This window comes from Streptomyces europaeiscabiei, from assembly GCF_036346855.1.
Lineage (GTDB): Bacteria > Actinomycetota > Actinomycetes > Streptomycetales > Streptomycetaceae > Streptomyces > Streptomyces europaeiscabiei.
Genome location: NZ_CP107841.1, coordinates 6,133,234 through 6,158,902, shown reverse-complemented (window position 1 = coordinate 6,158,902; position 25,669 = coordinate 6,133,234). Strand labels below are relative to the sequence as shown.

The window sequence follows — 25,669 nt, the reverse complement described above, 5'->3', positions numbered from 1 at the left end:
GCGTTATTCTCCTCAAACGCAAACCGGTACCCCTCCGTCGCTACGACGGGTGAAAGGTTCCGCACTGCACGTGATGGAAGCTCTGCCTCTGGGAGTCCCGTGTACCCACACGTCGGGGTTGACGCCTCGGGCCTGGCTACGCTGCGCGCGACGGTCAACCAACTGTTGCGCGGCTTCGTCCCCACCGCGTACGCCGTCCCCGCCCTCGCCACCTCCGCCGCGCCCGTCGGCCCGTGCTACGCACTGGCCGACGGCAGCGCGGCGGTGGGGAGACGAGGCCGTTCGGGATCCACCGCCACGACCACCCGCCGTCCCGCCGCGGACAGCGACAGCGCCCGCATGATGGACCTCGTCGAACGCGCCCAGTCCGGCGAGGCCGACGCGTTCGGTCGCCTGTACGACCAGTACAGCGACACCGTCTACCGCTACATCTACTACCGCGTCGGCGGCAAGGCGACCGCCGAGGACCTCACCAGCGAGACGTTCCTGCGCGCCCTGCGCCGCATCGGCACGTTCACCTGGCAGGGCCGCGACTTCGGCGCCTGGCTGGTCACGATCGCCCGCAACCTGGTGGCCGACCACTTCAAGTCCAGCCGTTTCCGTCTGGAGGTCACCACCGGCGAAATGCTCGACGCCAACGAGGTCGCGCGTTCCCCCGAGGACTCCGTCCTGGAGTCCCTCTCCAACGCCGCCCTCCTCGAGGCCGTACGCCGCCTCAACCCCCAGCAGCAGGAGTGCGTCACCCTTCGCTTCCTGCAAGGCCTCTCCGTAGCCGAGACCGCCCGCGTGATGGGCAAGAACGAGGGCGCGATCAAGACCCTCCAGTACCGCGCGGTCCGCACCCTCGCCCGTCTCCTCCCGGACGACGCCCGCTGAACCCCGCCGAACAGGACGACCACCGCTGAGCGACACCGCGCCGAGCGGGCCGATCGCACACGCTCCGCGATCCTCAACTCACCCTACGTCGATGTCCGTTGACTTCCCAGCCCGATCATCCGCCGTCCGTAACCCAAGTGCCACGCCGCTCGTTGTGCGGGATACAGGCTCCCTGTGGTCGCGCCTGGCCGACACCGATCACTCGATCGTGTGGACCGGTCGGGGACGTGCAACCCTCAGGACCCCCTGGGGAGTCGACCGTCATGACGAGAGGAGGTGCCGCCAGTGATCGCGAACGTATCGGCGCACCGGCGGGCGAACGCCTTCGCCCAGGCCCTGGAGGAGCTGTCCGACCGGGGCACAGCGGCCGAGCAGCCCGAGGGATCGGCGCCGGCTCCGGCAGCACGACAGACCGAGCAGGGCCGCATGCTGGCCCTCACCACCGGTCTCGACGAGCTGCCCAAGCCGGTGCTCGACCCCGAGGTCAAGGTGGTCCATCGCGCCCAGTTGGTGGCCGCGATGGAAGCCATGCTGCGGGACGGCACGCTGCCGGGGCGCGAGGACCCTTCGGTGCCCGAACAGCGTTCGGGCAAGGCGCGAGGCGCTCACCGGGCAAGTCCGCTGGGCAAGCTGCGACCACGGTCCCGCCTGACGAAGGGACTCGCCGCGGGCGGGCTCAGCGTCGGGGTGGCCGCGAGCGCCTTCGGCGGTGTGGCCGCCGCCAGTTCGGACGCCCTGCCGGGTGACTCGCTCTACGGCCTCAAACGCGGCATCGAGGACGTGAAGCTCACCCTGGCCGACGACAGCGACGACCGGGGCCGGCTCTATCTGGACCAGGCGTCCACCCGGCTCAGCGAGGCCCGCCGCCTCATGGAGCGCGGCCGGGGCGGACAGCTCGACCACGAGTCCCTCGGCGAGATCCGCCGCGCCCTCACCGGGATGCGGCACGACGCCTCCGAGGGCCACCGTCTGCTCCACGAGGCCTTCGAGCGAGACCCGGAGTCCCTGGGCCCCATCCGGGCGCTCTCGGCCTTCTCCCGGTCCCACCGCGAGGCCTGGGGCACGCTCCGCGACCGGCTGCCCGTGCAGCTCGGGGACGTGAGTCAGCAGGTCTCGTCGGTCTTCGACGCCATAGACGACGAGGTCGCGCCGCACTCGTCGCTCCTGCCGCAGCCGCCCACCCAGGACGGCGACGGCAGACAGCGCTCCACGGACTCCGGCACACCCGGCACCACCGACCCCGGCCGTCCGGCCCCGAGCGTCACCGGCGGCTCCGTCGACGGCGGCGAGGACACCACCGGCAAGCCCAAGCCGTCCACCTCGGACAGCGGCGGCGAAGGCCTTGTCGGCGGCACCACCGGCGGCCTCCTCGACCCGCCCCAGGAAGACACCACCAGCTCCTCCCCGTCCACCGGCAGGTCCACCCCGGCCGAACAGCCCGACGTCACCCTCCCGCCCCTCCTCCCGGGCCTCATCCCGGGCCTGGGCATCGACGGCGACGACTCGAACTAGACCTGCTGGACCTGCTCCGTACGGCGGTGGGGGCGCCCTTCTCGAAGAAGGGCGCCCCCACCGCCGTACAACAGCCGCAATCCCTCTGGAAGACCGGCTAGAAGAACACCGACCGCCGCTGCACCAGCAGCTTGTACAGCGTGTGCTGGATCTGCTCCCGCACCTGGTCGGTCAGGTTGAACATCAGCATCGGGTCCTCGGCGGCCTCCGGCGGATAGCCGTCCGTCGGGATCGGCTCGCCGAACTGGATCGTCCACTTCGTCGGCAGAGGCACCGCTCCCAGCGGGCCGAGCCACGGGAACGTCGGTGTGATCGGGAAGTACGGGAAGCCGAGCAGCCGGGCCAGCGTCTTGGAGTTGCCGATCATCGGGTAGATCTCCTCCGCGCCCACGATCGAGCACGGAATGATCGGCGTACCGGCGCGCAGGGCGGTGGAGACGAAGCCGCCACGACCGAAGCGCTGCAGCTTGTAGCGGTCCCCGAAGGGCTTGCCGAGGCCCTTGAAGCCCTCCGGCATGACCCCGACCAGCTCGCCCTGCTGCAGCAGCCGTGAGGCATCCTCCGCGCACGCGAGGGTGTGGCCGAGCTTGCGGGCCAGCTCGTTGACCACAGGCAGCATGAACACCAGGTCCGCCGCGAGCAGCCGCAGATGCCGCCCAGCGGGATGGTTGTCGTGGACGGCGACCTGCATCATCAGGCCGTCCAGCGGCAGCGTCCCGGAATGGTTGGCGACGATCAGGGCGCCACCGTCCGTCGGGATGTTCTCGATGCCCTTCACCTCGACCCGGAAGTACTTCTCGTACACCGGCCGCAGCAGGGACATCAGTACCTGGTCGGTGAGTTCGGCGTCGTAGCCGAAGTCGTCGACCTCGTAGTCACCGGTGAGCCGCTTGCGCAGGAACGCGAGACCGCCCGCGATCCGGCGCTCCAGGCCACCGCCGTCCTCTGCCTCGGCGGCCTCCTGGGGCGGCTCCGGCTTCTCCCGTGTCACAGGGACATCATCGGTGCTGGTCGGCCGTCCGGGGAGGGCCTGGACCTCGCCGGATTCACGAACGTCGCGTACGACCGCGCTCTCGCCCGTGCGCCGGCTCCCCGCAGACCGGCGGCGCGGCGGGCGCTGCACGGCGCCGCCGCGCGTCCGGTCGTCGTCGAACGGAATGACCTTGGCATCCGCCATCGTTGATGCGCTCCTCAGTTGGCGCTCTGCGTCGGGGGGTGGCCACCGCCCGGTACGGACACGGGCAGTGTGGGCACGGACAGTGCGGCGAGCCGGTCGATGGCCCCGGCGAGGGCCTCGGGGGGCAGGAGCCCGGGGCCCCTGCTGCGCGCGAAGTCCGCGAAGGTCTCCGCGGTCGTGTACCTGGCCCGGTAGCCCAGCGTCTCGCGCATCTGGTTCGTCGACACGATCCGCCCGTGGGTCAGCAGCCGCAGCTGCTCCGGCGAGAAGTCCGTGAAGCCCAGTGTGCGGACCATCGAGCCGACCCAGCTGACCGCCGGCATCAGCAGCGGCACCGTCGGCCGGCCGAGGCGCCGCGCGCACTGCGAGAGCAGCAGGACCCCGTCACCCGCGATGTTGAACGTGCCGCTGTTGAGCGTGCCCCGCTCCGGCTCGTGCGAGGCGATCCGCAGCACCTCGATGACGTCGTCCTCGTGCACGAACTGCAGCCGCGGGTCGTAGCCCAGCACGGTCGGCAGCACCGGCAGCGAGAAGTACGAGGCGAGCGGTGAGTCGGCGCTCGGCCCGAGGATGTTCGCGAACCGCAGCACGCACACGGCCACATCGGGCCGTCGGCGGGCGAATCCGCGTACGTATCCCTCGACCTCGACGGTGTCCTTGGCGAAGCCGCCGCTGGGCAGCGACTTGGGTGGCGTGGTCTCGGTGAACACGGCCGGGTCGCGCGACGCGGACCCGTACACGTTCGTACTGGACTTCACGACCAGTCGCTTGACCAGGGGGGACTTCTGGCAGGCACCGAGCAGCTGCATGGTGCCGATGACGTTGGTCTCCTTCAGCGTGGCCCGGCCGCCGCTGCCCAGCGGGGTGCCCGTGACGTCCATGTGCACCACGGTGTCCACGTTGTGCTCGGCCAGCAGACGGGCTATGGCCGGCTGCCGGATGTCGGCCTGGACGAAGTCCGCACCGCCCAGATGATGCCCCGGCGGCACGGCGTCGACCGCGATGACCCGGTCGACCTGCGGGTCACGCTGGATCCGCCGCACGAAACGGCCCCCCAGCTGACGGGCCACCCCGGTGACGAGCACGACCTTCCCCAAGATCAGCGCCTTCCTTCCCAGATGTCGGCTCGCAGAGGCGTAACTCTGCTCGTCCTCTGCCGCGTTCCCCGTGTGCGGCCACGTTAGCGGGTCGATGTTGCGCTGTGGTGACCGCGACCCCGTCAATGACCGGCAAAAACAACAACCGGTGAAAGCACTGTGACCCCCCACCGCTTTCGGTGGGGGGTCACAGCAACGCGCTCTCAACAGCGCTCGCGCAAAAAAGCAAGGCATGCGGCCCCCTTACGCGAGGGGGGCCGGCCAGGACCCCGTTTCGGGGCCGGACCGCCTTACTTCTTGTTGCGACGCTGAACGCGGGTGCGCTTGAGCAGCTTGCGGTGCTTCTTCTTAGCCATCCGCTTGCGCCGCTTCTTGATAACAGAGCCCACGACTACCCTCGCTCACTTCTCATCACTCGGCGTTTGGGCGCCATGGGCCCATACGACCTACGAGGGGCTAGCCTACCGGTCCGAGCGCTGAGGTCGTAATCGAGGGGGGAGCGGGGGGCTCCCGGAGGTCCCGCAGGGCCTCCGGGAGCCCCTCGGCCCCGTTGGCCGTCAGGCCGTCTCCACCCCCACATAGCTCTCGCGGAGGTACTCGTGTACCGCTTGCTCCGGCACCCGGAAGGACCTGCCCACCCGGATCGCCGGCAGATGACCGCTGTGCACCAACCGGTACACGGTCATCTTGGACACTCGCATCACCGAGGCGACTTCCGCCACGGTCAGGAACTGAACCTCGTTCAGAGGCCTCTCGCCAGCTGCAGCCATGACACACCTGAACCTTCCGCACTCGACGGTCACCGGCTTCCCCTTCCGGTGACTCTTCGTCGTTGCGTGCTCACTCCCCAATGTAGGGGCGGGTGATGCGAGTGGGGAAGAGGGGATGCCGTCGCAGGCCTACTGTGACAGACACGCCCGATTGAGTACGTAGCGGGTCAGTGGTCGGTAGTAAGCGGACCGCACACCGTCATCAAGTGGAACGGCGACGGACACCCGTCCCTCCGCCTCCCCCACGAAGAGTGCCGGATCGTCCGTATCGGCAAGACCGATCGCCTCGAACCCCAGCTGACCTGCCCCGCAGACCCATCCGTGGTCTCCCACCACGAGCTCCGGGAGCGGCCCGCCGGCCTCCACCGCGGCCTCCAGAACCGCCCGAACCGGGAGTGGTGAATGCGTGTGCACGCCGGTCGCACCACCCGGGCGCAAGGCGGGCGCCTCGCGGACGAGAGCGACTCCTCGTACGTAGTCGAGGTTGTAGGTGCGTAGACCGAACCGGGTCGTTATGTCGACACGTCTACCCGTCGCAGGGGTGAGGACCTCACATCCCGACGCCGACAAGGCGTCCGCCAACGCGCCGTAGAAGCCGATCAGCCGATGCGGATGGCCGGTCCCGAAGAGCACCGTTCCACCACTCCGAGCGACTGCCGCGACACGTTCCGCGAAGCGGTCCAGCGCCCCCATCGTGCGCTCCGGATCAATCACATCCTGCCCCGATGTACACCGCGGATCGGCCGAAACCCCGCACTTCTCCGCCATCAGATCGAGCACGTCCCGCTGCCGCCAGGACAGTTCGGGATCAAGCCCGATCAGAAACCGAGGGTCCCGGGCCGCGAACAACCGGTAGCTCCGCAGACTCGCCTCCCGGGAGGTGGCGACTCGCCCAGCCAGCCGGGAGGCCACCAGGTGCTCCCGCAACGCCGCCCCACTCACCACGCCCCCGATGCTGACGCACCCCCGGCCCCCGAACTGCCAAAACCCACCTCCAACCACACAGTTGGCCTAGCACGCCCTTCCTTCCAGGGGTGCGGGGAACCGCGCGAACGGGGCCCGGGGCGGAGCCCCGAATCCTTGACGGGGGTAGAAGGGGCGCAGCCCCTGGATGGGGGCACCTCCCGCTCGAGCGGAGCCGAGAGTGAGGGAGGAACGGGTAGGGACGGGTAGGGGCGGCGGGGGCGAGAAAACCCCTACGGCAACAACCCACGCAACGGAAACACAGCCTTCCGCGCGGCGAGCACCGCCTGGTCCAACCGATCCGCGGGGTCGTACCCCGCCTCCCAGTCCGCCCAGGCCACGGGCCACCGCCCATCGGTCATCCGCGCCGGCGCCAACTGCCGCGTACGAGCGAACACCTGCTGCCGCCACTCCTCGGGAATCACACTCTCCGGCGCGATCTCCCGCCCCGCCGCGATCGCCACCAGATGCGTCCACGACCGCGGCACCACCTCCACCACCGCGTATCCGCCCCCACCGAGCGCGACCCACCGCCCGTCGGCGTACTCATGGGCCAGCTCGTGCAGGGCCATCTGCAACGCCCGTTGCGCGTCCAACGACACCGCCAGGTGCGCCAGCGGATCCTCGAAGTGCGTATCGGCCCCGTGCTGGGTCACCAGCACCTGCGGCCGGAAGTCGGCGATCAGCTCCGGCACCACCGCGTGGAACGCCCGCACCCACCCGGCGTCCCCGGTGCCCGCCGGCAGCGCCACATTCACGGCCGACCCCTCCGCGCTCGGCGAGGCGCCCGTCTCCTCCGGCCACCCGGTCTGCGGGAACAGGGTCCGAGGGTGCTCGTGCAACGAGATCGTCAGAACCCGCGGATCCTCCCAGAACGCCGCCTGCACCCCGTCCCCGTGATGCACGTCGACGTCCACGTACACGATCCGCTCGGCCCCCAGCTCCAGCAGCCGGGCGATGGCGATCGACGCGTCGTTGTAGATACAGAACCCCGACGCACCCCCGGGCATCGCGTGGTGCAGACCGCCTGCGAAGTTCACCGCGTGCAGCGCGTCCCCCCGCCACACGGCCTCCGCCGCCCCCACCGACTGTCCCGCGATGAGCGCGGACACCTCGTGCATCCCTGCGAAGGCCGGATCGTCCACGGTCCCCAGCCCGTACGCCCCGTCCGCGCTCCGGGGGTCGGCGGAAGCCGCCTTGACCGCCGCCACATAATCCTCGCGATGCACGAGCCGCAGGGTCGACTCCCCCGCCGGCTTCGCCGAGACGACGTCCATCTCCCGGTCGAGCCCGAAGGCACTCACGAGACTCCGGGTCAACTTCAGCCGGACCGGATCCATCGGATGGTCCGGCCCGAAGTCATAGCCCGTTACTGCCTCGTCCCACATCAGCTGTGCGCGGCCGCTCATGCTTGCCACCGTATCGGTCCGGTTCGGTCTCGAACGACCGGGCGTACACCAACGTGACCAGCACCAGGACCATCGGTACGAGCATCGCCCCGCGGTAGCTCCAGAGGTCTCCCAGGGCCCCCACCAACGGAGAACCGATCAAGAACCCGACATAGTTGAAGATATTCAGCCGAGCAACGGCCGCATCCGAAGCTCCGGGGAACAGCCTCCCGGCCGCCGCGAACGTCTGCGGCACCAGCACACACAGCCCGAGACCCAGCAACGTGAACCCGAGCATGCCCACCCAGGCCCCGGGCGCGCCCGCCACCACGGCGAATCCGACGGCCGCCACCACCGCCCCGGCGCGTACGACGGCCACGGCCCCGAACTTCCGCACCCCCAGGTCCCCGATCGACCGCCCGATCAGCGTGGTGACCATGTAGACGTTGTACGGGACGGTCGACATCTGGTCGGAACTCCCGAGCACGTCCTGCAGATACTTCGCACTCCAGTTGGAGACGGTCGAGTCTCCGATGTACGCGAAGCACATCACCAGACAGAGCGGCAGCAGCATCTTGAAGGCGACGTTCCCGCCCGCCTCGCTGGTTGTCGGGGCCTTGTCCTCGGGGCCACCCCCGTCGACGTACCACCGGCTCGCCGCCAGGGTGGCGGGCAACAGCACGATCACCACGGGCAGATACAGCTGGAGCAGCGGCACATCCCAGTGCGCCCCCACCCACGCCAGCGAGGCCCCTGCTATCCCACCGAGGCTGTACACGGCGTGGAAGCCGAGCATGATGCTCCGCCCGTACGACCGTTGCAGGCTCACCCCGAGCATGTTCATGGACGCGTCGAGCGCCCCGACCGCCAGCCCGAAGGCCGCCAGCGAGGCACCGAGTACGACCAGTTGCTCGCCGGCCCCCACGCCGAGCAGCGCCAGGAGCACGACGGGCTGGGACCACCGCAGCACCAGGCTCGGCGGCACCTTCTTCACGAGGTGCTCGGTGCAGACACTGCCGACCCCGGCGAGGACGGGCACGGCTGCGAGGAAGAGGGGCAAGAGCGCGTCGGAAACCCCGTACCGGTCCTGAATGGCCGGAATCCGCGTCACGAGCAGCGCGAACGCGACACCCTGAGCGAAGAAGCTGAACGCCAACGCGGCCCTACCGCGCCGCAGCACATCTGTCATGGCGGCACAGTAGGGGGCGCGGCCTACTCATGGGTAGAGGAAGTTGAATACTGCTCAACTCAGCAGGTCGAGCAGCTCCCCCATGTCCGAGAAGTGCCCCCTGGCTCCGCCCAGCTTGCCGGCGGGCGTCATCGCCGCATACCCGTACACATCCATCCCGGCCGCGATCCCCGCCCGCACCCCGAGAGGGCTGTCCTCGACGACAGCACACCTCTCCGGCGCGACGCCCATCCGCTCGGCCGCGTGCAGGAAGAGGTCCGGCGCCGGCTTCCCCCGCCCCACGTCCTGCGAACTGAACACGAGCCCCTCCCGGAACCACCGGTCGAGCCCGGTCGTCCGATGCCCCACCCGGATCCGCTCATGACTCCCGGACGACGCCACGCAGTACGGCACCTCGTCCGCGACCAGCTTCTCCAGCACCGCCACCACACCCGGCACGGGCTCCAACTCCCGCTCGAAAGCGGCGAACACCCGCTGATGGAAGACGTCGTCGAAGTCCCCCGGCAGCGTTGTCCCGGTCCGCTCCAGAACGAGCTCGTGAATCCGGTGCATGGCCGACCCCATGTAGTCCCGGATGGACTCCTCGTACGAGGTCGGGTGCCCGAGTTCGGTGAGGTACTCGGCGAGGAGCCGGTTGGAGATCGGCTCGCTGTCGACGAGAACACCGTCATTGTCGAAGATCACGAGGTCATAGCGCATGACTCGACCCTAAACGCAGAAAACCCCCGCCGGTTTCCCGACGGGGGTTTTCGCAATATTTGTTCGGCGGCGTCCTACTCTCCCACAGGGTCCCCCCTGCAGTACCATCGGCGCTGTAAGGCTTAGCTTCCGGGTTCGGAATGTAACCGGGCGTTTCCCTCACGCTATGACCACCGAAACACTATGAAACACTCAACCGCACCATCCCCCGTGACCAAACAAGGGAATGGGGTTGTTCGTGGTTTCAGAACCAACACAGTGGACGCGAGCAACTGAGGACAAGCCCTCGGCCTATTAGTACCAGTCAACTCCACCCGTTACCAGGCTTCCATATCTGGCCTATCAACCCAGTCGTCTACTGGGAGCCTTACCCCATCAAGTGGGTGGGAATACTCATCTCGAAGCAGGCTTCCCGCTTAGATGCTTTCAGCGGTTATCCCTCCCGAACGTAGCCAACCAGCCATGCCCTTGGCAGAACAACTGGCACACCAGAGGTTCGTCCGTCCCGGTCCTCTCGTACTAGGGACAGCCCTTCTCAATATTCCTGCGCGCGCAGCGGATAGGGACCGAACTGTCTCACGACGTTCTAAACCCAGCTCGCGTACCGCTTTAATGGGCGAACAGCCCAACCCTTGGGACCGACTCCAGCCCCAGGATGCGACGAGCCGACATCGAGGTGCCAAACCATCCCGTCGATATGGACTCTTGGGGAAGATCAGCCTGTTATCCCCGGGGTACCTTTTATCCGTTGAGCGACGGCGCTTCCACAAGCCACCGCCGGATCACTAGTCCCGACTTTCGTCCCTGCTCGACCCGTCGGTCTCACAGTCAAGCTCCCTTGTGCACTTACACTCAACACCTGATTGCCAACCAGGCTGAGGGAACCTTTGGGCGCCTCCGTTACTCTTTAGGAGGCAACCGCCCCAGTTAAACTACCCATCAGACACTGTCCCTGATCCGGATCACGGACCCAGGTTAGACATCCAGCACGACCAGACTGGTATTTCAACGACGACTCCACAACCACTGGCGTGGCCGCTTCAAAGTCTCCCAGCTATCCTACACAAGCCGAACCGAACACCAATATCAAACTGTAGTAAAGGTCCCGGGGTCTTTCCGTCCTGCTGCGCGAAACGAGCATCTTTACTCGTAGTGCAATTTCACCGGGCCTATGGTTGAGACAGTCGAGAAGTCGTTACGCCATTCGTGCAGGTCGGAACTTACCCGACAAGGAATTTCGCTACCTTAGGATGGTTATAGTTACCACCGCCGTTTACTGGCGCTTAAGTTCTCAGCTTCGCCACACCGAAATGTGACTAACCGGTCCCCTTAACGTTCCAGCACCGGGCAGGCGTCAGTCCGTATACATCGCCTTACGGCTTCGCACGGACCTGTGTTTTTAGTAAACAGTCGCTTCTCGCTGGTCTCTGCGGCCACCCCCAGCTCAAGGAGTAAATCCTCTCACCAGTGATGGCCCCCCTTCTCCCGAAGTTACGGGGGCATTTTGCCGAGTTCCTTAACCATAGTTCACCCGAACGCCTCGGTATTCTCTACCTGACCACCTGAGTCGGTTTAGGGTACGGGCCGCCATGAAACTCGCTAGAGGCTTTTCTCGACAGCATAGGATCATCCACTTCACCACAATCGGCTCGGCATCAGGTCTCAGCCACATGCACGACGGATTTACCTATCGCACGGCCTACACCCTTACCCCGGGACAACCACCGCCCGGGATGGACTACCTTCCTGCGTCACCCCATCACTCACCTACTGCAAGTCTGGTCCGTCGGCTCCACCACTTTCCTTTCCCCGAAGGGTCCGGAACGGCTTCACGGACTTAGCATCGCCTGGTTCAATGTTTGACGCTTCACAGCGGGTACCGGAATATCAACCGGTTATCCATCGACTACGCCTGTCGGCCTCGCCTTAGGTCCCGACTTACCCTGGGCAGATCAGCTTGACCCAGGAACCCTTAGTCAATCGGCGCAAACGTTTCTCACGTTTGTATCGCTACTCATGCCTGCATTCTCACTCGTGAACCGTCCACAACTCGCTTCCGCGGCTGCTTCACCCGGCACACGACGCTCCCCTACCCATCCATACTCCCGTTGGGGATATGTGTATGAATGACACGACTTCGGCGGTACGCTTGAGCCCCGCTACATTGTCGGCGCGGAATCACTAGACCAGTGAGCTATTACGCACTCTTTCAAGGGTGGCTGCTTCTAAGCCAACCTCCTGGTTGTCTGTGCGACTCCACATCCTTTCCCACTTAGCGTACGCTTAGGGGCCTTAGTCGATGCTCTGGGCTGTTTCCCTCTCGACCATGGAGCTTATCCCCCACAGTCTCACTGCCGCGCTCTCACTTACCGGCATTCGGAGTTTGGCTAAGGTCAGTAACCCGGTAGGGCCCATCGCCTATCCAGTGCTCTACCTCCGGCAAGAAACACACGACGCTGCACCTAAATGCATTTCGGGGAGAACCAGCTATCACGGAGTTTGATTGGCCTTTCACCCCTAACCACAGGTCATCCCCCAGGTTTTCAACCCTGGTGGGTTCGGTCCTCCACGAAGTCTTACCTCCGCTTCAACCTGCCCATGGCTAGATCACTCCGCTTCGGGTCTTGAGCGTGCTACTCAGTCGCCCTGTTCGGACTCGCTTTCGCTACGGCTACCCCACTCGGGTTAACCTCGCAACACACCGCAAACTCGCAGGCTCATTCTTCAAAAGGCACGCAGTCACGACGCACCGAGTAAACTCGATGCGCGACGCTCCCACGGCTTGTAGGCACACGGTTTCAGGTACTATTTCACTCCGCTCCCGCGGTACTTTTCACCATTCCCTCACGGTACTATCCGCTATCGGTCACCAGGGAATATTTAGGCTTAACGGGTGGTCCCGCCAGATTCACACGGGATTTCTCGGGCCCCGTGCTACTTGGGTGTCTCTCAAACGAGCCGTCAATGTTTCAGCTACGGGGGTCTTACCCTCTACGCCGGACCTTTCGCATGTCCTTCGCCTACATCAACGGTTTCTGACTCGTCGACCAGCCGGCAGACTGATCAAGAGAGATCCCACAACCCCGTACACGCAACCCCTGCCGGGTCTCACACGTATACGGTTTGGCCTCATCCGGTTTCGCTCGCCACTACTCCCGGAATCACGGTTGTTTTCTCTTCCTGCGGGTACTGAGATGTTTCACTTCCCCGCGTTCCCTCCACTTGCCCTATGTGTTCAGGCAAGGGTGACAGCCCATGACGACTGCCGGGTTTCCCCATTCGGACACCCCCGGATCAAAGCCTGGTTGACGACTCCCCGGGGCCTATCGTGGCCTCCCACGTCCTTCATCGGTTCCTGGTGCCAAGGCATCCACCGTGCGCCCTTAAAAACTTGGCCACAGATGCTCGCGTCCACTGTGCAGTTCTCAAACAACGACCAACCACCCATCACCCCACTGGACAAGCCAGTGAGTGCACTGGGGCCGGCACTGAAGGCAGCCATACGGCCATACCCTCAGACACCCAACAGCGTGCCCGACCGGTCCTCGTCCAGAGATCATGCTTTCCACACTCTTACGAGCAGTACTCACAGCCTCCGGCCCGTGAACCGGCCGAATAATCAACGTTCCACCCTGAGCTAACCAGCATCAGACGTTCGCTGATGATCTGGCCTCTGACCTCACCCCGAAGAGTTCGGTAGAAGTGCTCCTTAGAAAGGAGGTGATCCAGCCGCACCTTCCGGTACGGCTACCTTGTTACGACTTCGTCCCAATCGCCAGTCCCACCTTCGACAGCTCCCTCCCTTACGGGTTGGGCCACCGGCTTCGGGTGTTACCGACTTTCGTGACGTGACGGGCGGTGTGTACAAGGCCCGGGAACGTATTCACCGCAGCAATGCTGATCTGCGATTACTAGCAACTCCGACTTCATGGGGTCGAGTTGCAGACCCCAATCCGAACTGAGACAGGCTTTTTGAGATTCGCTCCGCCTCACGGCTTCGCAGCTCATTGTACCTGCCATTGTAGCACGTGTGCAGCCCAAGACATAAGGGGCATGATGACTTGACGTCGTCCCCACCTTCCTCCGAGTTGACCCCGGCAGTCTCCTGTGAGTCCCCATCACCCCGAAGGGCATGCTGGCAACACAGAACAAGGGTTGCGCTCGTTGCGGGACTTAACCCAACATCTCACGACACGAGCTGACGACAGCCATGCACCACCTGTACACCGACCACAAGGGGGCGACCATCTCTGGCCGTTTCCGGTGTATGTCAAGCCTTGGTAAGGTTCTTCGCGTTGCGTCGAATTAAGCCACATGCTCCGCTGCTTGTGCGGGCCCCCGTCAATTCCTTTGAGTTTTAGCCTTGCGGCCGTACTCCCCAGGCGGGGAACTTAATGCGTTAGCTGCGGCACCGACGACGTGGAATGTCGCCAACACCTAGTTCCCACCGTTTACGGCGTGGACTACCAGGGTATCTAATCCTGTTCGCTCCCCACGCTTTCGCTCCTCAGCGTCAGTAATGGCCCAGAGATCCGCCTTCGCCACCGGTGTTCCTCCTGATATCTGCGCATTTCACCGCTACACCAGGAATTCCGATCTCCCCTACCACACTCTAGTCTGCCCGTATCGAATGCAGACCCGGGGTTAAGCCCCGGGCTTTCACATCCGACGCGACAGACCGCCTACGAGCTCTTTACGCCCAATAATTCCGGACAACGCTCGCGCCCTACGTATTACCGCGGCTGCTGGCACGTAGTTAGCCGGCGCTTCTTCTGCAGGTACCGTCACTTTCGCTTCTTCCCTGCTGAAAGAGGTTTACAACCCGAAGGCCGTCATCCCTCACGCGGCGTCGCTGCATCAGGCTTTCGCCCATTGTGCAATATTCCCCACTGCTGCCTCCCGTAGGAGTCTGGGCCGTGTCTCAGTCCCAGTGTGGCCGGTCGCCCTCTCAGGCCGGCTACCCGTCGTCGCCTTGGTGAGCCGTTACCTCACCAACAAGCTGATAGGCCGCGGGCTCATCCTTCACCGCCGGAGCTTTCCACACTCATCGGATGCCCGAGAGTGTTGTATCCGGTATTAGACCCCGTTTCCAGGGCTTGTCCCAGAGTGAAGGGCAGATTGCCCACGTGTTACTCACCCGTTCGCCACTAATCCCCACCGAAGTGGTTCATCGTTCGACTTGCATGTGTTAAGCACGCCGCCAGCGTTCGTCCTGAGCCAGGATCAAACTCTCCGTGAATGTTTACCCGTAATCGGGTCGACACCACGAGAGCGGAACAGTCAGGCGGAATAAGCCCGACCGTTCACAGCGTCCTCGCTGTGTTTTACTTCAAAGGAACCTCGACCACCGAAAAGTTTCGGCGGACGGGGTATCAACATATCTGGCGTTGATTTTTGGCACGCTGTTGAGTTCTCAAGGAACGGACGCTTCCTTTGTACTCACCCAAGCTACTCTCGGGCTTTCCTCCGGGCAGTTTCCCTTCGGTCTTGCGTTTCCGACTCTATCAGATCGTTTTCCGATCCGATTTCCTCGGTGCTTTCCAGGTTCCCGCTTTCGCGTTTCCCTTTCCGGCGGTTCCGACTCTATCAGATCCTTTCGGGCCTGATTCCCAGTCAGCGGGCGTTGTCTTCGCGGCTGTTGGGCCGTTCCGACGAGTGAGACTTTAGCGGATTCCCGGCTCCCGAGCTAATCGGGGGCTGCGTCCTTTCGAACGCGGATTCCTCATTTCGCAAATACGCACGCCAATGACACGACGACGGGTCGTCGGTTGTTGGTGGTTACCTGCGAATGGCTGTCCGGGGACCGACCGAGGTCGGCGCTCACGTCGGACAACCCGGAGAACACTACGTACCGGCTCTGGGTGTGTCAACTCGCCGTCGTGCGGTCCCCCACGGGCGTAGCCTGGCGTCCATGACTACGCGTACGTGTCACCAGCAGTGGTGGGCCGCCTGAAGGCGGCCGTACGCACGTATGTACTCGACGGCCGCCGCCCCGGCGGCCGTTTTCGTATCTCCCTCCTGAGGGACGGCCGGCCGGTGGCGGCGGTCCCGATCAGGAGGTGGAGAGATGACACGGGTCTTCAGTGGAGTCAAGCCGACAGGGCATCTGACGCTGGGGAACTACCTGGGAGCCGTACGGCGGTGGGCCGAGGTCGATCAGCACGGGACGGACGCGTTGTTCTGCGTCGTGGATCTGCACGCGCTGACCGTGGACCACGATCCGGCGCGGGTGCGCAGGCTCAGCCGACAGGCGGCGAGCCTGTTGCTGGCGTCGGGACTGGATCCGGAGCTGTGCACCGTCTTCGTGCAGAGTCATGTGGATGAGCACGCGCGGTTGTCGTATCTGCTGGAGTGCGTGGCCACGGACGGCGAGATGCGGCGGATGATCCAGTACAAGGAGAAGGCGGCGCGGGAGCGGGAGCGGGGCGGGAGTGTCCGGCTGTCGCTGCTGACGTATCCCGTGCTGATGGCTGCGGACATCCTGGCCTACGGGACCGACGAGGTGCCCGTGGGCGATGACCAGACGCAGCATGTGGAGCTGACGCGCGATCTGGCGGTGCGGTTCAACCAGCGGTACGGGCAGACCTTCGTGGTGCCGCGGGCCACTCCTCCGAAGGTCGGGGCCCGGGTGATGAATCTGCAGGACCCGACGTCGAAGATGGGGAAGACCGACGACGTCGGGCCGGGGATCGTCTATCTGCTGGACGAGCCGGACGTGGTACGGAAGAAGGTCATGCGGGCCGTGACCGACAGCGGGCGTGACGTCGTCTACGACCGGGAGGAGCGGCCGGGGCTCGCGAATCTGCTGGAGATCCTCGCTGCCTGTGAGGGTGGGAACCCCGAGGACCTGAGCGGTGTATATGAATCGTACGGAGCACTGAAGAAGGACACCGCAGAGGCCGTGGTCGAGCTCCTCAGGCCCGTACAGGAGAGGCACAAGGAGTTGTGCGCGGATCCTGCGTATGTCGAGGGGGTGCTGCGGTTGGGTGCGGAGAAGGCCAGAGGGATGGCTCGCCCGAGGGTGGATGAGGCGTATCGGGCGATCGGTCTGCTGGTCGGCTGACCGCGGGCGCCGTCAGCTGTTGTTGCCGGAGGCCAGTTGGCGGCTGCGGTCGCGGGCGGCCTCCAGGGCGGCGATCAGTGCGGCGCGTACTCCGTGGTTCTCGAGTTCGCGGATGGCACTGATCGTCGTGCCGGCGGGAGAGGTGACGTTCTCGCGGAGCTTGACGGGGTGTTCGCCGCTGTCGCGGAGCATCGTGGCCGCGCCGATGGCGGACTGGACGATCAGGTCGTGGGCCTTGTCCCGGGGCAGGCCGAGGAGGATGCCGGCGTCGGTCATGGCTTCGACCAGGTAGAAGAAGTACGCCGGGCCGGAGCCGGAGAGAGCCGTGCAGGCGTCCTGCTGGGACTCGGGGACGCGAAGTGTCTTGCCGACGGCGCCGAAGATCTCTTCGGCGTGCGCGAGATCGGCCTCGCTCGCGTGGCTGCCGGCGGAGATGACGGACATGGCCTCATCGACCAGGGCGGGGGTGTTCGTCATGACACGGACGACGGGGGTGCCTGCGGCCAGGCGCTCCTCGAAGAAGGAGGTGGGGATTCCCGCCGCGCCGCTGACGACCAGGCGGTCGGCGGGGGTGTGCGGGGCGAGTTCGTCGAGGAGGGTGGCCATGTCCTGAGGCTTGACCGTGAGGATGAGCGTGTCGGCGGTCTTCGCGGCCTCGGCGTTGGTGACCGGGGTGACGCCGTAGCGGGTGCGGAGCTCTTCGGCGCGTTCGGGTCGGCGGGCCGTGACCAGGAGGTCCGCGGGCGCCCAGCCGGCCCGGATCATGCCGCTGAGAAGGGCCTCGCCGATCTTGCCGGTGCCGAGGACTGCGACTTTCTGGCTCATGGTGCGGGTGCCCTCCGGGGGTGCGTCGTCCTAGGTCCATCCTCGCACCGGGGGTGGCGGTTCGGCTGCGCTGTCCGGTGGGCGGGATGTCAGGTGGACGGGGTGGCTGGTGTGCGTCAGGCCGTCCGGCGCTTCAAGGTGGCCGCTCCGAGGGTGAGGACCAGGAGGGCACAGCCGGCGACGATCGCGATGTCGCGTACGAACGTGGCGGTCATGTCGGTGTGGAGGAGGACTTCGTTCATGCCGTCGACGGCGTAGGACATGGGGAGGACGTTCGAGACGGCTTCCAGGGCGGGGTGCATGTCGGGGCGGGGGGTGAACAGGCCGCAGAGGAGGAGCTGGGGGAAGATCACGGCCGGCATGAACTGGACGGCCTGGTACTCGGAGGAGGCGAAGGCCGAGACGAAGAGGCCGAGGGCGGTTCCCAGTAGGGCGTCTAGGAGGGCGACGACCAGGAGGAGCCAGGGGGAGCCGGTGACGTCCAGGTCGAGGAACCAGACGGCCAGACCCGTGGCGAGGGCGGACTGGATGATCGCCAGGGTGCCGAAGGCCAGGGCGTAGCCGGCGATGAGGTCTCCCTTGCCCAGGGGCATGGAGAGGAGTCGTTCCAGGGTGCCCGAGGTGCGTTCGCGCAGGGTCGCGATCGAGGTCACCAGGAACATCGTGATCAGCGGGAAGATGCCGAGGAGCGAGGCGCCGATGGAGTCGAAGACGCGTGGGTTGCCGTCGAAGACGTAGCGCAGCAGGAACAGCATCACGCACGGGATGAGGATCAGCAGGGCGATCGTGCGGGGGTCGTGGCCGAGTTGTCGGAGGACTCGGGCGGCTGTGGCGGTCGTACGGGAGTAGCTGAGCGCCCTGGGGCGAAGGGCTGCGGGGGTCGTGGACTCGATCTTCTTCTCCGTCTTCCCCTTCTTCGCCTTCTTCGCCTTCTTCATCTTCTTCGCGTCGGTGTTCGTCGTCGTGGTCATCGCGCCGGCTCCTTGTGGTGTGCGTCGGTCCCGGTCGCGGCCGTGGGTGTGGTCGCGGTGGCCTCGTCGACCAGGCGGAGGAAGGCCGCTTCGACTGTTTCCGCCTGGGTGCGGGTGCGGAGGGCCTCGGGGGTGTCGTCGGCGAGGATCTCGCCCTCGCGCATGAGGAGGAGGCGGTGGCAGCGCTCGGCCTCGTCCATGACGTGGGAGGAGATCAGGAGGGTGGCCCGGCGTTCGGTGGCGATGGTGTGGAAGAGGGTCCAGAGTTCGCGGCGCAGGACGGGGTCCAGGCCGACGGTGGGTTCGTCGAGAACCAGGAGTTCGGGGGTGCCGAGAAGGGCCACGGCCAGGGAGACACGGCTGCGTTGGCCGCCGGAGAGGTTGCCGGCGAGGGCGTCGGCGTGGGTGGTGAGGTCGACGTCGGCGATGGCCCGGGTGACGTTCTCGTGGCGACGGTCGGCGGCGGAGCGACCGGGGTCGAGGATCGCGGCGAAGTAGGCGAGGTTCTGGCTGACCGTCAGGTCGTCGTACACGGAGGGAGCCTGGGTGACGTAGCCGATGCGGGAGCGGAGGGTGGCATCGCCTGCGGGGTGGCCGAGGACGTTCAGGGTGCCGGTGACCTTGGCCTGGGTTCCGACGATCGCTCGCATCAGGGTGGATTTTCCGCAGCCGGAGGGGCCGAGGAGGCCGGTGATCTGGCCTTGGGGCACGGCGAAGTCGAGGGCGTGGAGCACCGTGCGCGGGCCGCGGGCGACGGTGAGTGCTTGCGCGTGGACGGCGGGGAGGGGGACGGAGCCGACGGGAGTGGTGGGTTGGGGTGGGGGTTCGCTCCGCGAATAATTCATCATGCGATGAATATTGCGCAGGGCGGGTGGGACGTCAAGGGAGGGGCGGCCCGGGTTCGTTGCGTGGGGGCGCGGCGGGAGCGAGAAGGGGCGCGGGCGCCCGGTGGGGTGACCGGAGGTGGGGGTTCCGGGGGCGTGCGCTTCCGTGGTGAGTCCCCGTGATCGCGATACCCCAAGTCCATGTCGATCCAGGTGTCGCTCCTTCCTTTGCGCCGGGGGCCGCGTTGCGGCGGAGGGGAAGGCGGAAAGGGGGAAAGGAGGAAGGGGTGCGATCTCGGTATGTGTGGGGGGGCGGGTGCGGGTGGTTCGTGGTTGCTCGCGCAGTTCCCCTTGCCCGTTGCGGGCGCGGCGCCCCCGGTCGGCTAGGGCCGACGTCGCTTTGCTGGATTCTTCGTGCGCTTGGCTGTGCGGCGGTCGTACTGCCGACGGGCCGCGGTGTATTCCTCGCGGTGGCGGGACTCGCCCGGGGCCTCCTTCAGGGAGCGGAGGAAGTAGGCGGTCAGGGAGCCGAGGAAGCCGATGGTGAGGAGGCCCCGCAGGGAGGACTGGCGGGCCGGGTCGGGGCGCTTGGTGAAGGCTCCCCAGGTATGACCGAAGGCCAGCACGCTGCAGGTGGCGAACATGACGACGACCAGGATGCTGACGAAACCACCGACGGCGGCCAGTTGCAGGCCCTCGTAGGCCAGGCGCAGCACCAGGCAGGAGACGGCCAGGGCGGCGAGCGAGCCGGCGGTGACGGTAGCGCGGCGAGCCGTGTAGTTGCCGTCGTGGTTCAGCCAGGTCGTCCCGAAGAAGCGGATGGGTTCGGGGCGAGGGCCTGTGGGGGTCTTCGGGGAAGCCGGGGACGCTTGGAGCTCCTGCGGGTCTCGCGGCTGCTGCCCCTGCTCCGCCTCGTTGTTCTTCGATCTGTCGCTCATGTCGCTCACGGGTCGATTATGGCCGCGGGGCGGGAGCGGCTTCGTGGCGGCGTCCGTAGGCCTGGCGGTGGATATCCGGCGGCGCCAGGCGGCCCCTGGCGAACCGGGCGGCTTCACGGCGGTGCGAGGCGGCTTCGCGGTGATTCCCCGCGGCGGCGTCGAGCGGCCGCACCGCGGCACCAAGCGCCCTCGGCCCCGTCCGGGCGCCCTCCCAAGAATCCCCGGCGGCTTCGCCGCAGTACCCGCACGGGTACTGCGGCGATCTCAGTGCCGTCGCGACATGCCGTCGCGCCGTGTCGCCGCGCCCTGTCGCCGTCAAAGGCGGTCCACGTCGCCGTCGGCACCGTGCCGTCTCGCCGTCAGTACGTCACGCCGCGTCACGCCGCGTCACGTCACGTCGTCCCGCCTCGGGTCAGCCGCAGCGTCCGGCCACGTAGCCGTCGCTGCCGGTGTAGACGTAGGCGTCGGAGATGTACTGGCCGTCGTCGATGTTGTCCCAGACGTTGGTGGTGCCGTAGGGGCCGGTGATGGTCTGGCCCGGGGTCTGGCAGTAGATCGGCACCCTGGCGCCCTCGGCGAGGACTCGCACGATGCCGTAGCTGGTGCTCGGGCCGCTGCGGACGTTGACACGGACGCCCGGAGCGACCGAGTAGTAGCGAACGGCTGCCGTCACCGTCGCTGCGGTGGCCGATGCCTCGGCCGACGCCGTGGCGATCCCCTCCCCCTCGCCATTCCCCGCGATCTCTTCGACATGGTCGACAGACATGGCTGAACTCCCCCCGTTTGGAACCCCGTTTAGTCCCCATGCGAGCCATGGGGACCCTTTGATACCCCTGAATCAGGACACACACACCTGTCCGTTTTTCGCACGTGGAGGCTAGCAAGCCGCCTCTGTCCCGTACGCGTCATCGACTAGGCTCCGAGCGTCGCGCGAGCGGCCGAAACAGCACGGGGGTGGACCCATGGCACCGCAGCGGGGCACCGGGTCGGGAGCGGAAGCGGAACTTCCCGAGTACTCCGGCCAGTACCGTCTGGAGTCGTGTCTGGGTTCCGGTGGCATGGGCGTCGTCCATCTGGCCACCTCGACCTCCGGACTGCGGCTCGCGGTGAAGGTGGTGCACGCCGAGTTCGCGAAGGACCCCGAGTTCAGAGGGCGTTTCAGGCAGGAGGTCGCTGCCGCCCGACAGGTGAGCGGTGCCTTCACCGCGCCGGTCGTGGATGCCGACACCGACAGCGCCCGACCCTGGATGGCCACCCTCTTCATCCCCGGCCCGACCCTCGCCGAGCACGTCAAGCGGAACGGGCCCATGCCGCCGGGGCAGTTGCGGCGGCTCATGGCCGGGCTCGCGGAGGCCCTGCGCGACATCCATCGCGCCGGTGTCGTGCACCGGGATCTCAAACCCAGCAACGTACTGCTCGCCGAGGACGGTCCCAAGGTCATCGACTTCGGCATCTCCCGGCCGAAGGACAGCGAACTGCGCACCGAGACGGGGAAGTTGATCGGCACGCCGCCGTTCATGGCCCCCGAGCAGTTCCGGCGGCCCAGGGAGGTCGGGCCCGCCGCCGACATCTTCGCCCTCGGCTCGGTCACCGTGCACGCGGCCACCGGGCGCGGGCCCTTCGACTCCGACAGCCCCTACGTCGTCGCCTACCAGGTCGTCCACGACGAGCCGGACCTCACCGACGTACCCGAGAACCTCGCGCCGCTCGTCCGCGCCTGTCTCGCCAAGGAGCCCGAGGACCGGCCCACGGCGGACGACCTGATGCACGAACTCCGGTCCGTGGCCGCCTCGTACGACACCCAGACCTTCGTGACGACCCAGCGGGAGCGAGAGGGAGCGGGTTGGGCGTCTTCGCCCGGTCAGGCCGCCGACAAGGACACCCGTGACGGCACGGGCAGGGGCACATGGGCGGGCAAGGACACAAGGGCGGGCTCGGCCCCCGGCACGGGCGCCGATACCAGCGGCAGCCGTGACGGGGCCGACGGGCGGGGCCACTCCGGGCGTGGGGACCGGGCCGGTGGCCGGCCGCGCAGGCGGGCCGTGCTGGTCGCCGCCACGTTGGTCCTCGTCGTGGGTGGGGGGTTCGCCTCGGTGCGGGCGCTGGGGGGTGACGGTGGGCGGTCGGGCGGTGATACGCCCCGGCCGCGGGCCAGTGGTGCCGCGGCAGCCACGCCCGCCCTGGAAGCCTGGGCCACCAGACCGGCGGCGAAGGAGAAGAGCGCGCCGCAGTGCTCGTACGGGGCGGGGAAGCTGTTGTGCGTCCAGCCGGGGCTGGTCTCCGCGCTGGATCCGGCGGACGGCAGCGTGCTGTGGCGGCACACCGTCGGCGGGGCGGGTGCGGTGGGCACGGGTGACCCGCCCGTCGAGGCGGGCGGGCTGGTGCAGGTGCTGACGGACCGGGGCCGCCGGGTCCAGGCGCTCGACCCCGGCACCGGCAAGGTGCGGTGGCAGCGGGACATCTCCTCGTACGGCGGCAAGCGGTACGTGGGCGGCACGCTGCTGCTGACCGCCGCCGACGGGACGGTCACCGGCGTGGACGGCGCCACCGGCGACACGTTGTGGAGCGGGCGGATCCCCGGGCAGCCGGAGGCCTACTTCACGTCGTTCGACGGGGACCGGTCGGCGTACGTGGCGAGCGTCACCGGCGAGGGGGCGGGGACGCGGACACGGATCACCGCGGTGGACCCGGACACGGGGGACGTGCGGTGGGACGCCCGGCTGGAGGGTCGCCTGGAACCGGTGGGGGCCCAGGACGGCGTCCTCTTCCTCACCGCGATCGGCGGCGCCTTCTCCGACACGGTCGACGTGGTCCGGTACGACCCCGGCACCGGGGCGACGGTCCGGTTCGCGCTGCCCGTGCGGCTCGAACAGGCCCGCGCGGTCGTGCGGGACGACGTCGTGTACCTGCTGAGCGGCGCGGGGGGTTCGCTCGTGGCCGTCGACATGAAGGCCCGCAAGCAGCTGTGGCGGACCGAGACGGGGGTCGCGCGGGGTTCGGCACCGGTCGCCGACGACCGGCATGTGTACTTCACCTCGTCCGACGGACGACTGCTGGCGGTGGACCTGCTCAAGGGCCGGATCAGCGGGGACACGCCGTCACGGCTCGGGGGCTCCGACCGGGTCACCGGGTCGCTGCCCGAGCCCGTGATCATCGACGGCCGCGTCTGCGCGGGCGCGCTCGACGGGACCGTGCTCGGTCTGGACGGGAGCGACCCGGCGAGCTGGTGACGCGGCCCTGCTCGGCTGGACGACGCACCACCGCAGCACCACACCACCACCGCAGCACCACACCACCGCAGCACCGCACGGCTTCACCGCTTCACGGCTGAGGGCCGCCCCCCTACGGGAACGGCCCTCGGCGCCCGGTGCTCAGCCCAGCTTGCTGATGTCGCGCACCGCGCCCTTGTCGGCGCTGGTGGCCATCGCGGCGTAGGCGCGCAGGGCGGCCGACACCTTGCGCTCCCGGTTCTTCGGGGCGTGGACGCCGCCCAGGGCCTGCTCGCGGCGGGCCAGCTCGGCGTCGTCGACCAGCAGCTCGATCGAACGGTTCGGGATGTCGATGCGGATGCGGTCGCCGTCCTCGACGAGGGCGATCGTGCCGCCGGCGGCCGCCTCGGGCGAGGCGTGGCCGATGGAGAGGCCGGAGGTGCCGCCGGAGAAGCGGCCGTCGGTGATCAGCGCGCAGGTCTTGCCCAGGCCCCGGCCCTTCAGGTACGAGGTCGGGTAGAGCATCTCCTGCATGCCGGGGCCGCCCTTGGGGCCCTCGTAGCGGATGACGACGACGTCGCCGTCGGTGATCTCCTTCATGAGGATCTTCTGGACGGCCTCTTCCTGCGACTCGCAGACGACCGCCGGTCCCTCGAACGTCCAGATCGACTCGTCGACACCGGCCGTCTTCACCACGCAGCCGTCGACGGCGAGGTTGCCCTTGAGGACCGCCAGGCCGCCGTCCTTCGAGTACGCGTGCTCGGCACTGCGGATGCAGCCTCCGGCGGCGTCCACGTCCAGGGCCTCCCAGCGCTCGGACTGGGAGAAGGCCTCGGCGGAACGGACACAGCCGGGTGCCGCGTGCCACAGCTCCAGGGCCTCCGGCGACGGGGAACCGCCACGCACGTCCCAGGTCTTCAGCCAGTCGGCGAGGGACGGGCTGTGAACCGAGTTCACGTCCTCGTTGAGCAGGCCCGCGCGGTGCAGTTCACCGAGGAGGGCGGGGATGCCGCCGGCCCGGTGCACGTCCTCCATGTAGTACGTGCGGTCCTTGGCGACGTTCGGCGCGACCTTCGCCAGACACGGCACCCGCCGCGAGACCTCGTTGATGTCGTCCAGGTCGAACGGGACGCCCGCCTCCTGGGCGGCGGCCAGCAGGTGCAGGATCGTGTTGGTCGAGCCGCCCATCGCGATGTCGAGGGCCATGGCGTTCTGGAAGGCCGCGAAGGTGGCGACGTTGCGGGGCAGGACCGTCTCGTCGTCCTGCTCGTAGTAGCGGCGGGTGATGTCCATCACCGTGCGGCCCGCGTTCTCGTACAGCGCCCGGCGGGCCGTGTGCGTGGCCAGGACCGAGCCGTTGCCCGGGAGGGCGAGTCCGATGGCCTCCGCGAGGCAGTTCATCGAGTTGGCCGTGAACATGCCGGAGCAGGAGCCGCAGGTCGGACAGGCGTTCTCCTCGATACGGAGGATGTCCTCGTCCGAGATCTTGTCGTTGACCGCGTCGGAGATCGCGTCGACCAGGTCGAGCGTACGGACCGTGCCGTCGACGAGCGTGGCCCGGCCGGACTCCATGGGGCCGCCGGAGACGAAGACGGTCGGGATGTTGAGCCGCAGGGCCGCGTTCAGCATGCCCGGGGTGATCTTGTCGCAGTTGGAGATGCAGATCAGGGCATCCGCGCAGTGGGCCTCGACCATGTACTCCACGCTGTCCGCGATCAGGTCGCGGGAGGGGAGGCTGTACAGCATGCCGCCGTGGCCCATCGCGATGCCGTCGTCGACGGCGATCGTGTTGAACTCGCGCGGGATGCCACCGGCCTCGCGGATCGCCTCGCTGACGATGCGGCCCACCGGCTGGAGGTGGGTGTGGCCCGGAACGAACTCGGTGAAGGAGTTCGCCACCGCGATGATCGGCTTGCGGCCGATGTCCGCGCCCGGTACACCGGAGGCCCGCATAAGGGCGCGGGCGCCCGCCATGTTGCGGCCGTGGGTGACTGTGCGGGACCTCAGCTGGGGCATCGCGCTCGCTCCTTCAGAGACTGCGATCAGAGACTTCTGACTGAGTCGAGCGTACGCCCGTTGCTCCAAGGGTTGGACAGCTTGTCCGTAATGCGGGATGAGTGTCTCGGTTTTCGGCTGCGGGTCCGGCGGGGACCGGTCGGCGCTCGCGG

18 protein-coding genes and 3 rRNA genes are annotated in these 25,669 nt (G+C 67.2%); 4 read left to right on the top strand and 17 right to left on the bottom strand.

The features are described from left to right. Positions 1-99: 99 nt before the first annotated feature. Positions 100-876, top strand: coding sequence for an ECF subfamily RNA polymerase sigma factor, BldN family (locus tag OG858_RS26935; RefSeq protein ID WP_037688750.1), 777 nt, complete (start codon positions 100-102; stop codon positions 874-876). A 285-nt stretch (positions 877-1,161) separates the two neighbouring features. Beyond that, positions 1,162-2,388: a DUF5667 domain-containing protein gene (locus tag OG858_RS26930; protein WP_086747539.1), complete on the top strand. Its 1,227-nt coding sequence runs from the start codon at positions 1,162-1,164 to the stop codon at positions 2,386-2,388. A 97-nt stretch (positions 2,389-2,485) separates the two neighbouring features. Here OG858_RS26930 and OG858_RS26925 read toward each other — a convergent pair whose 3' ends face one another. The 11 genes from OG858_RS26925 to OG858_RS26875 form a co-directional block, all read right to left on the bottom strand. Beyond that, complete coding sequence (locus tag OG858_RS26925; RefSeq protein WP_086753959.1) at positions 2,486-3,565, bottom strand: lysophospholipid acyltransferase family protein; 1,080 nt, start codon at positions 3,563-3,565, stop codon at positions 2,486-2,488. Positions 3,566-3,579: 14 nt separating this feature from the next. Continuing rightward, positions 3,580-4,662: an NAD-dependent epimerase/dehydratase family protein gene (locus OG858_RS26920; protein WP_086753961.1), complete on the bottom strand. Its 1,083-nt coding sequence runs from the start codon at positions 4,660-4,662 to the stop codon at positions 3,580-3,582. 290 nt (positions 4,663-4,952) lie between these two features. After that, entirely contained in the window at positions 4,953-5,051 is a 99-nt protein-coding gene (locus tag OG858_RS26915; protein WP_003948845.1) for a 30S ribosomal protein bS22, read from the bottom strand. 168 nt (positions 5,052-5,219) lie between these two features. Then, on the bottom strand, positions 5,220-5,432 hold the full coding sequence (locus tag OG858_RS26910; protein ID WP_004984898.1) for a helix-turn-helix domain-containing protein: 213 nt from the start codon (positions 5,430-5,432) through the stop codon (positions 5,220-5,222). Between the two features lie 129 nt (positions 5,433-5,561). Beyond that, positions 5,562-6,377: a phosphatase gene (locus OG858_RS26905; RefSeq protein ID WP_086753963.1), complete on the bottom strand. Its 816-nt coding sequence runs from the start codon at positions 6,375-6,377 to the stop codon at positions 5,562-5,564. 251 nt (positions 6,378-6,628) lie between these two features. Beyond that, entirely contained in the window at positions 6,629-7,804 is a 1,176-nt protein-coding gene (locus OG858_RS26900; protein ID WP_086747193.1) for an acetoin utilization protein AcuC, read from the bottom strand. Further along, positions 7,755-8,972 carry an MFS transporter gene (locus OG858_RS26895; RefSeq protein WP_086747192.1) on the bottom strand — a complete coding sequence of 406 codons (1,218 nt, stop codon included), beginning with the start codon at positions 8,970-8,972 and terminating at the stop codon, positions 7,755-7,757. Before OG858_RS26895 ends, OG858_RS26900 begins: the two co-directional genes overlap by 50 nt. Positions 8,973-9,026: 54 nt before the next feature. Beyond that, positions 9,027-9,671 carry an HAD family hydrolase gene (locus OG858_RS26890; RefSeq protein WP_086747191.1) on the bottom strand — a complete coding sequence of 215 codons (645 nt, stop codon included), beginning with the start codon at positions 9,669-9,671 and terminating at the stop codon, positions 9,027-9,029. Positions 9,672-9,732: 61 nt separating this feature from the next. Beyond that, positions 9,733-9,849, bottom strand: a 5S ribosomal RNA gene (rrf, locus tag OG858_RS26885). Between the two features lie 96 nt (positions 9,850-9,945). Beyond that, positions 9,946-13,068 (bottom strand): 23S ribosomal RNA (locus OG858_RS26880). Positions 13,069-13,384: 316 nt separating this feature from the next. Then, positions 13,385-14,910 (bottom strand): 16S ribosomal RNA (locus tag OG858_RS26875). Together the 16S, 23S and 5S rRNA genes form the textbook arrangement of a ribosomal RNA operon. An 828-nt stretch (positions 14,911-15,738) precedes the next feature. On the opposite strand from OG858_RS26875, the gene trpS reads away from it, so the two are divergent. Continuing rightward, a complete protein-coding gene (trpS, locus tag OG858_RS26870; RefSeq protein ID WP_319065479.1) occupies positions 15,739-16,734 on the top strand; it encodes a tryptophan--tRNA ligase in 996 nt (331 codons plus the stop codon). A gap of 12 nt (positions 16,735-16,746) precedes the next feature. Here trpS and proC read toward each other — a convergent pair whose 3' ends face one another. From proC to OG858_RS26845, 5 genes are all read right to left on the bottom strand, one after another. Continuing rightward, positions 16,747-17,559: a pyrroline-5-carboxylate reductase gene (gene proC / locus OG858_RS26865; protein ID WP_046704897.1), complete on the bottom strand. Its 813-nt coding sequence runs from the start codon at positions 17,557-17,559 to the stop codon at positions 16,747-16,749. Positions 17,560-17,675: 116 nt separating this feature from the next. Beyond that, positions 17,676-18,497 carry an ABC transporter permease gene (locus tag OG858_RS26860; RefSeq protein WP_319065625.1) on the bottom strand — a complete coding sequence of 274 codons (822 nt, stop codon included), beginning with the start codon at positions 18,495-18,497 and terminating at the stop codon, positions 17,676-17,678. 29 nt (positions 18,498-18,526) lie between these two features. Beyond that, positions 18,527-19,378 (bottom strand): ABC transporter ATP-binding protein, encoded by an 852-nt coding sequence (locus OG858_RS26855; RefSeq protein ID WP_319065480.1) that lies wholly within the window; start codon positions 19,376-19,378, stop codon positions 18,527-18,529. A gap of 359 nt (positions 19,379-19,737) precedes the next feature. Continuing rightward, complete coding sequence (locus OG858_RS26850) at positions 19,738-20,292, bottom strand: hypothetical protein (protein ID WP_086750549.1); 555 nt, start codon at positions 20,290-20,292, stop codon at positions 19,738-19,740. Between the two features lie 412 nt (positions 20,293-20,704). Next, on the bottom strand, positions 20,705-21,058 hold the full coding sequence (locus OG858_RS26845) for an SH3 domain-containing protein (protein WP_086750548.1): 354 nt from the start codon (positions 21,056-21,058) through the stop codon (positions 20,705-20,707). 196 nt (positions 21,059-21,254) lie between these two features. On the opposite strand from OG858_RS26845, the gene OG858_RS26840 reads away from it, so the two are divergent. After that, positions 21,255-23,522, top strand: coding sequence for a serine/threonine-protein kinase (locus tag OG858_RS26840; RefSeq protein ID WP_328544342.1), 2,268 nt, complete (start codon positions 21,255-21,257; stop codon positions 23,520-23,522). 141 nt (positions 23,523-23,663) lie between these two features. On the opposite strand, the gene ilvD is transcribed toward OG858_RS26840, so the two are convergent. Then, positions 23,664-25,517, bottom strand: a complete 1,854-nt coding sequence (ilvD, locus tag OG858_RS26835; protein ID WP_319065482.1) for a dihydroxy-acid dehydratase — start codon at positions 25,515-25,517, stop codon at positions 23,664-23,666. Positions 25,518-25,669 lie beyond the last annotated feature (152 nt).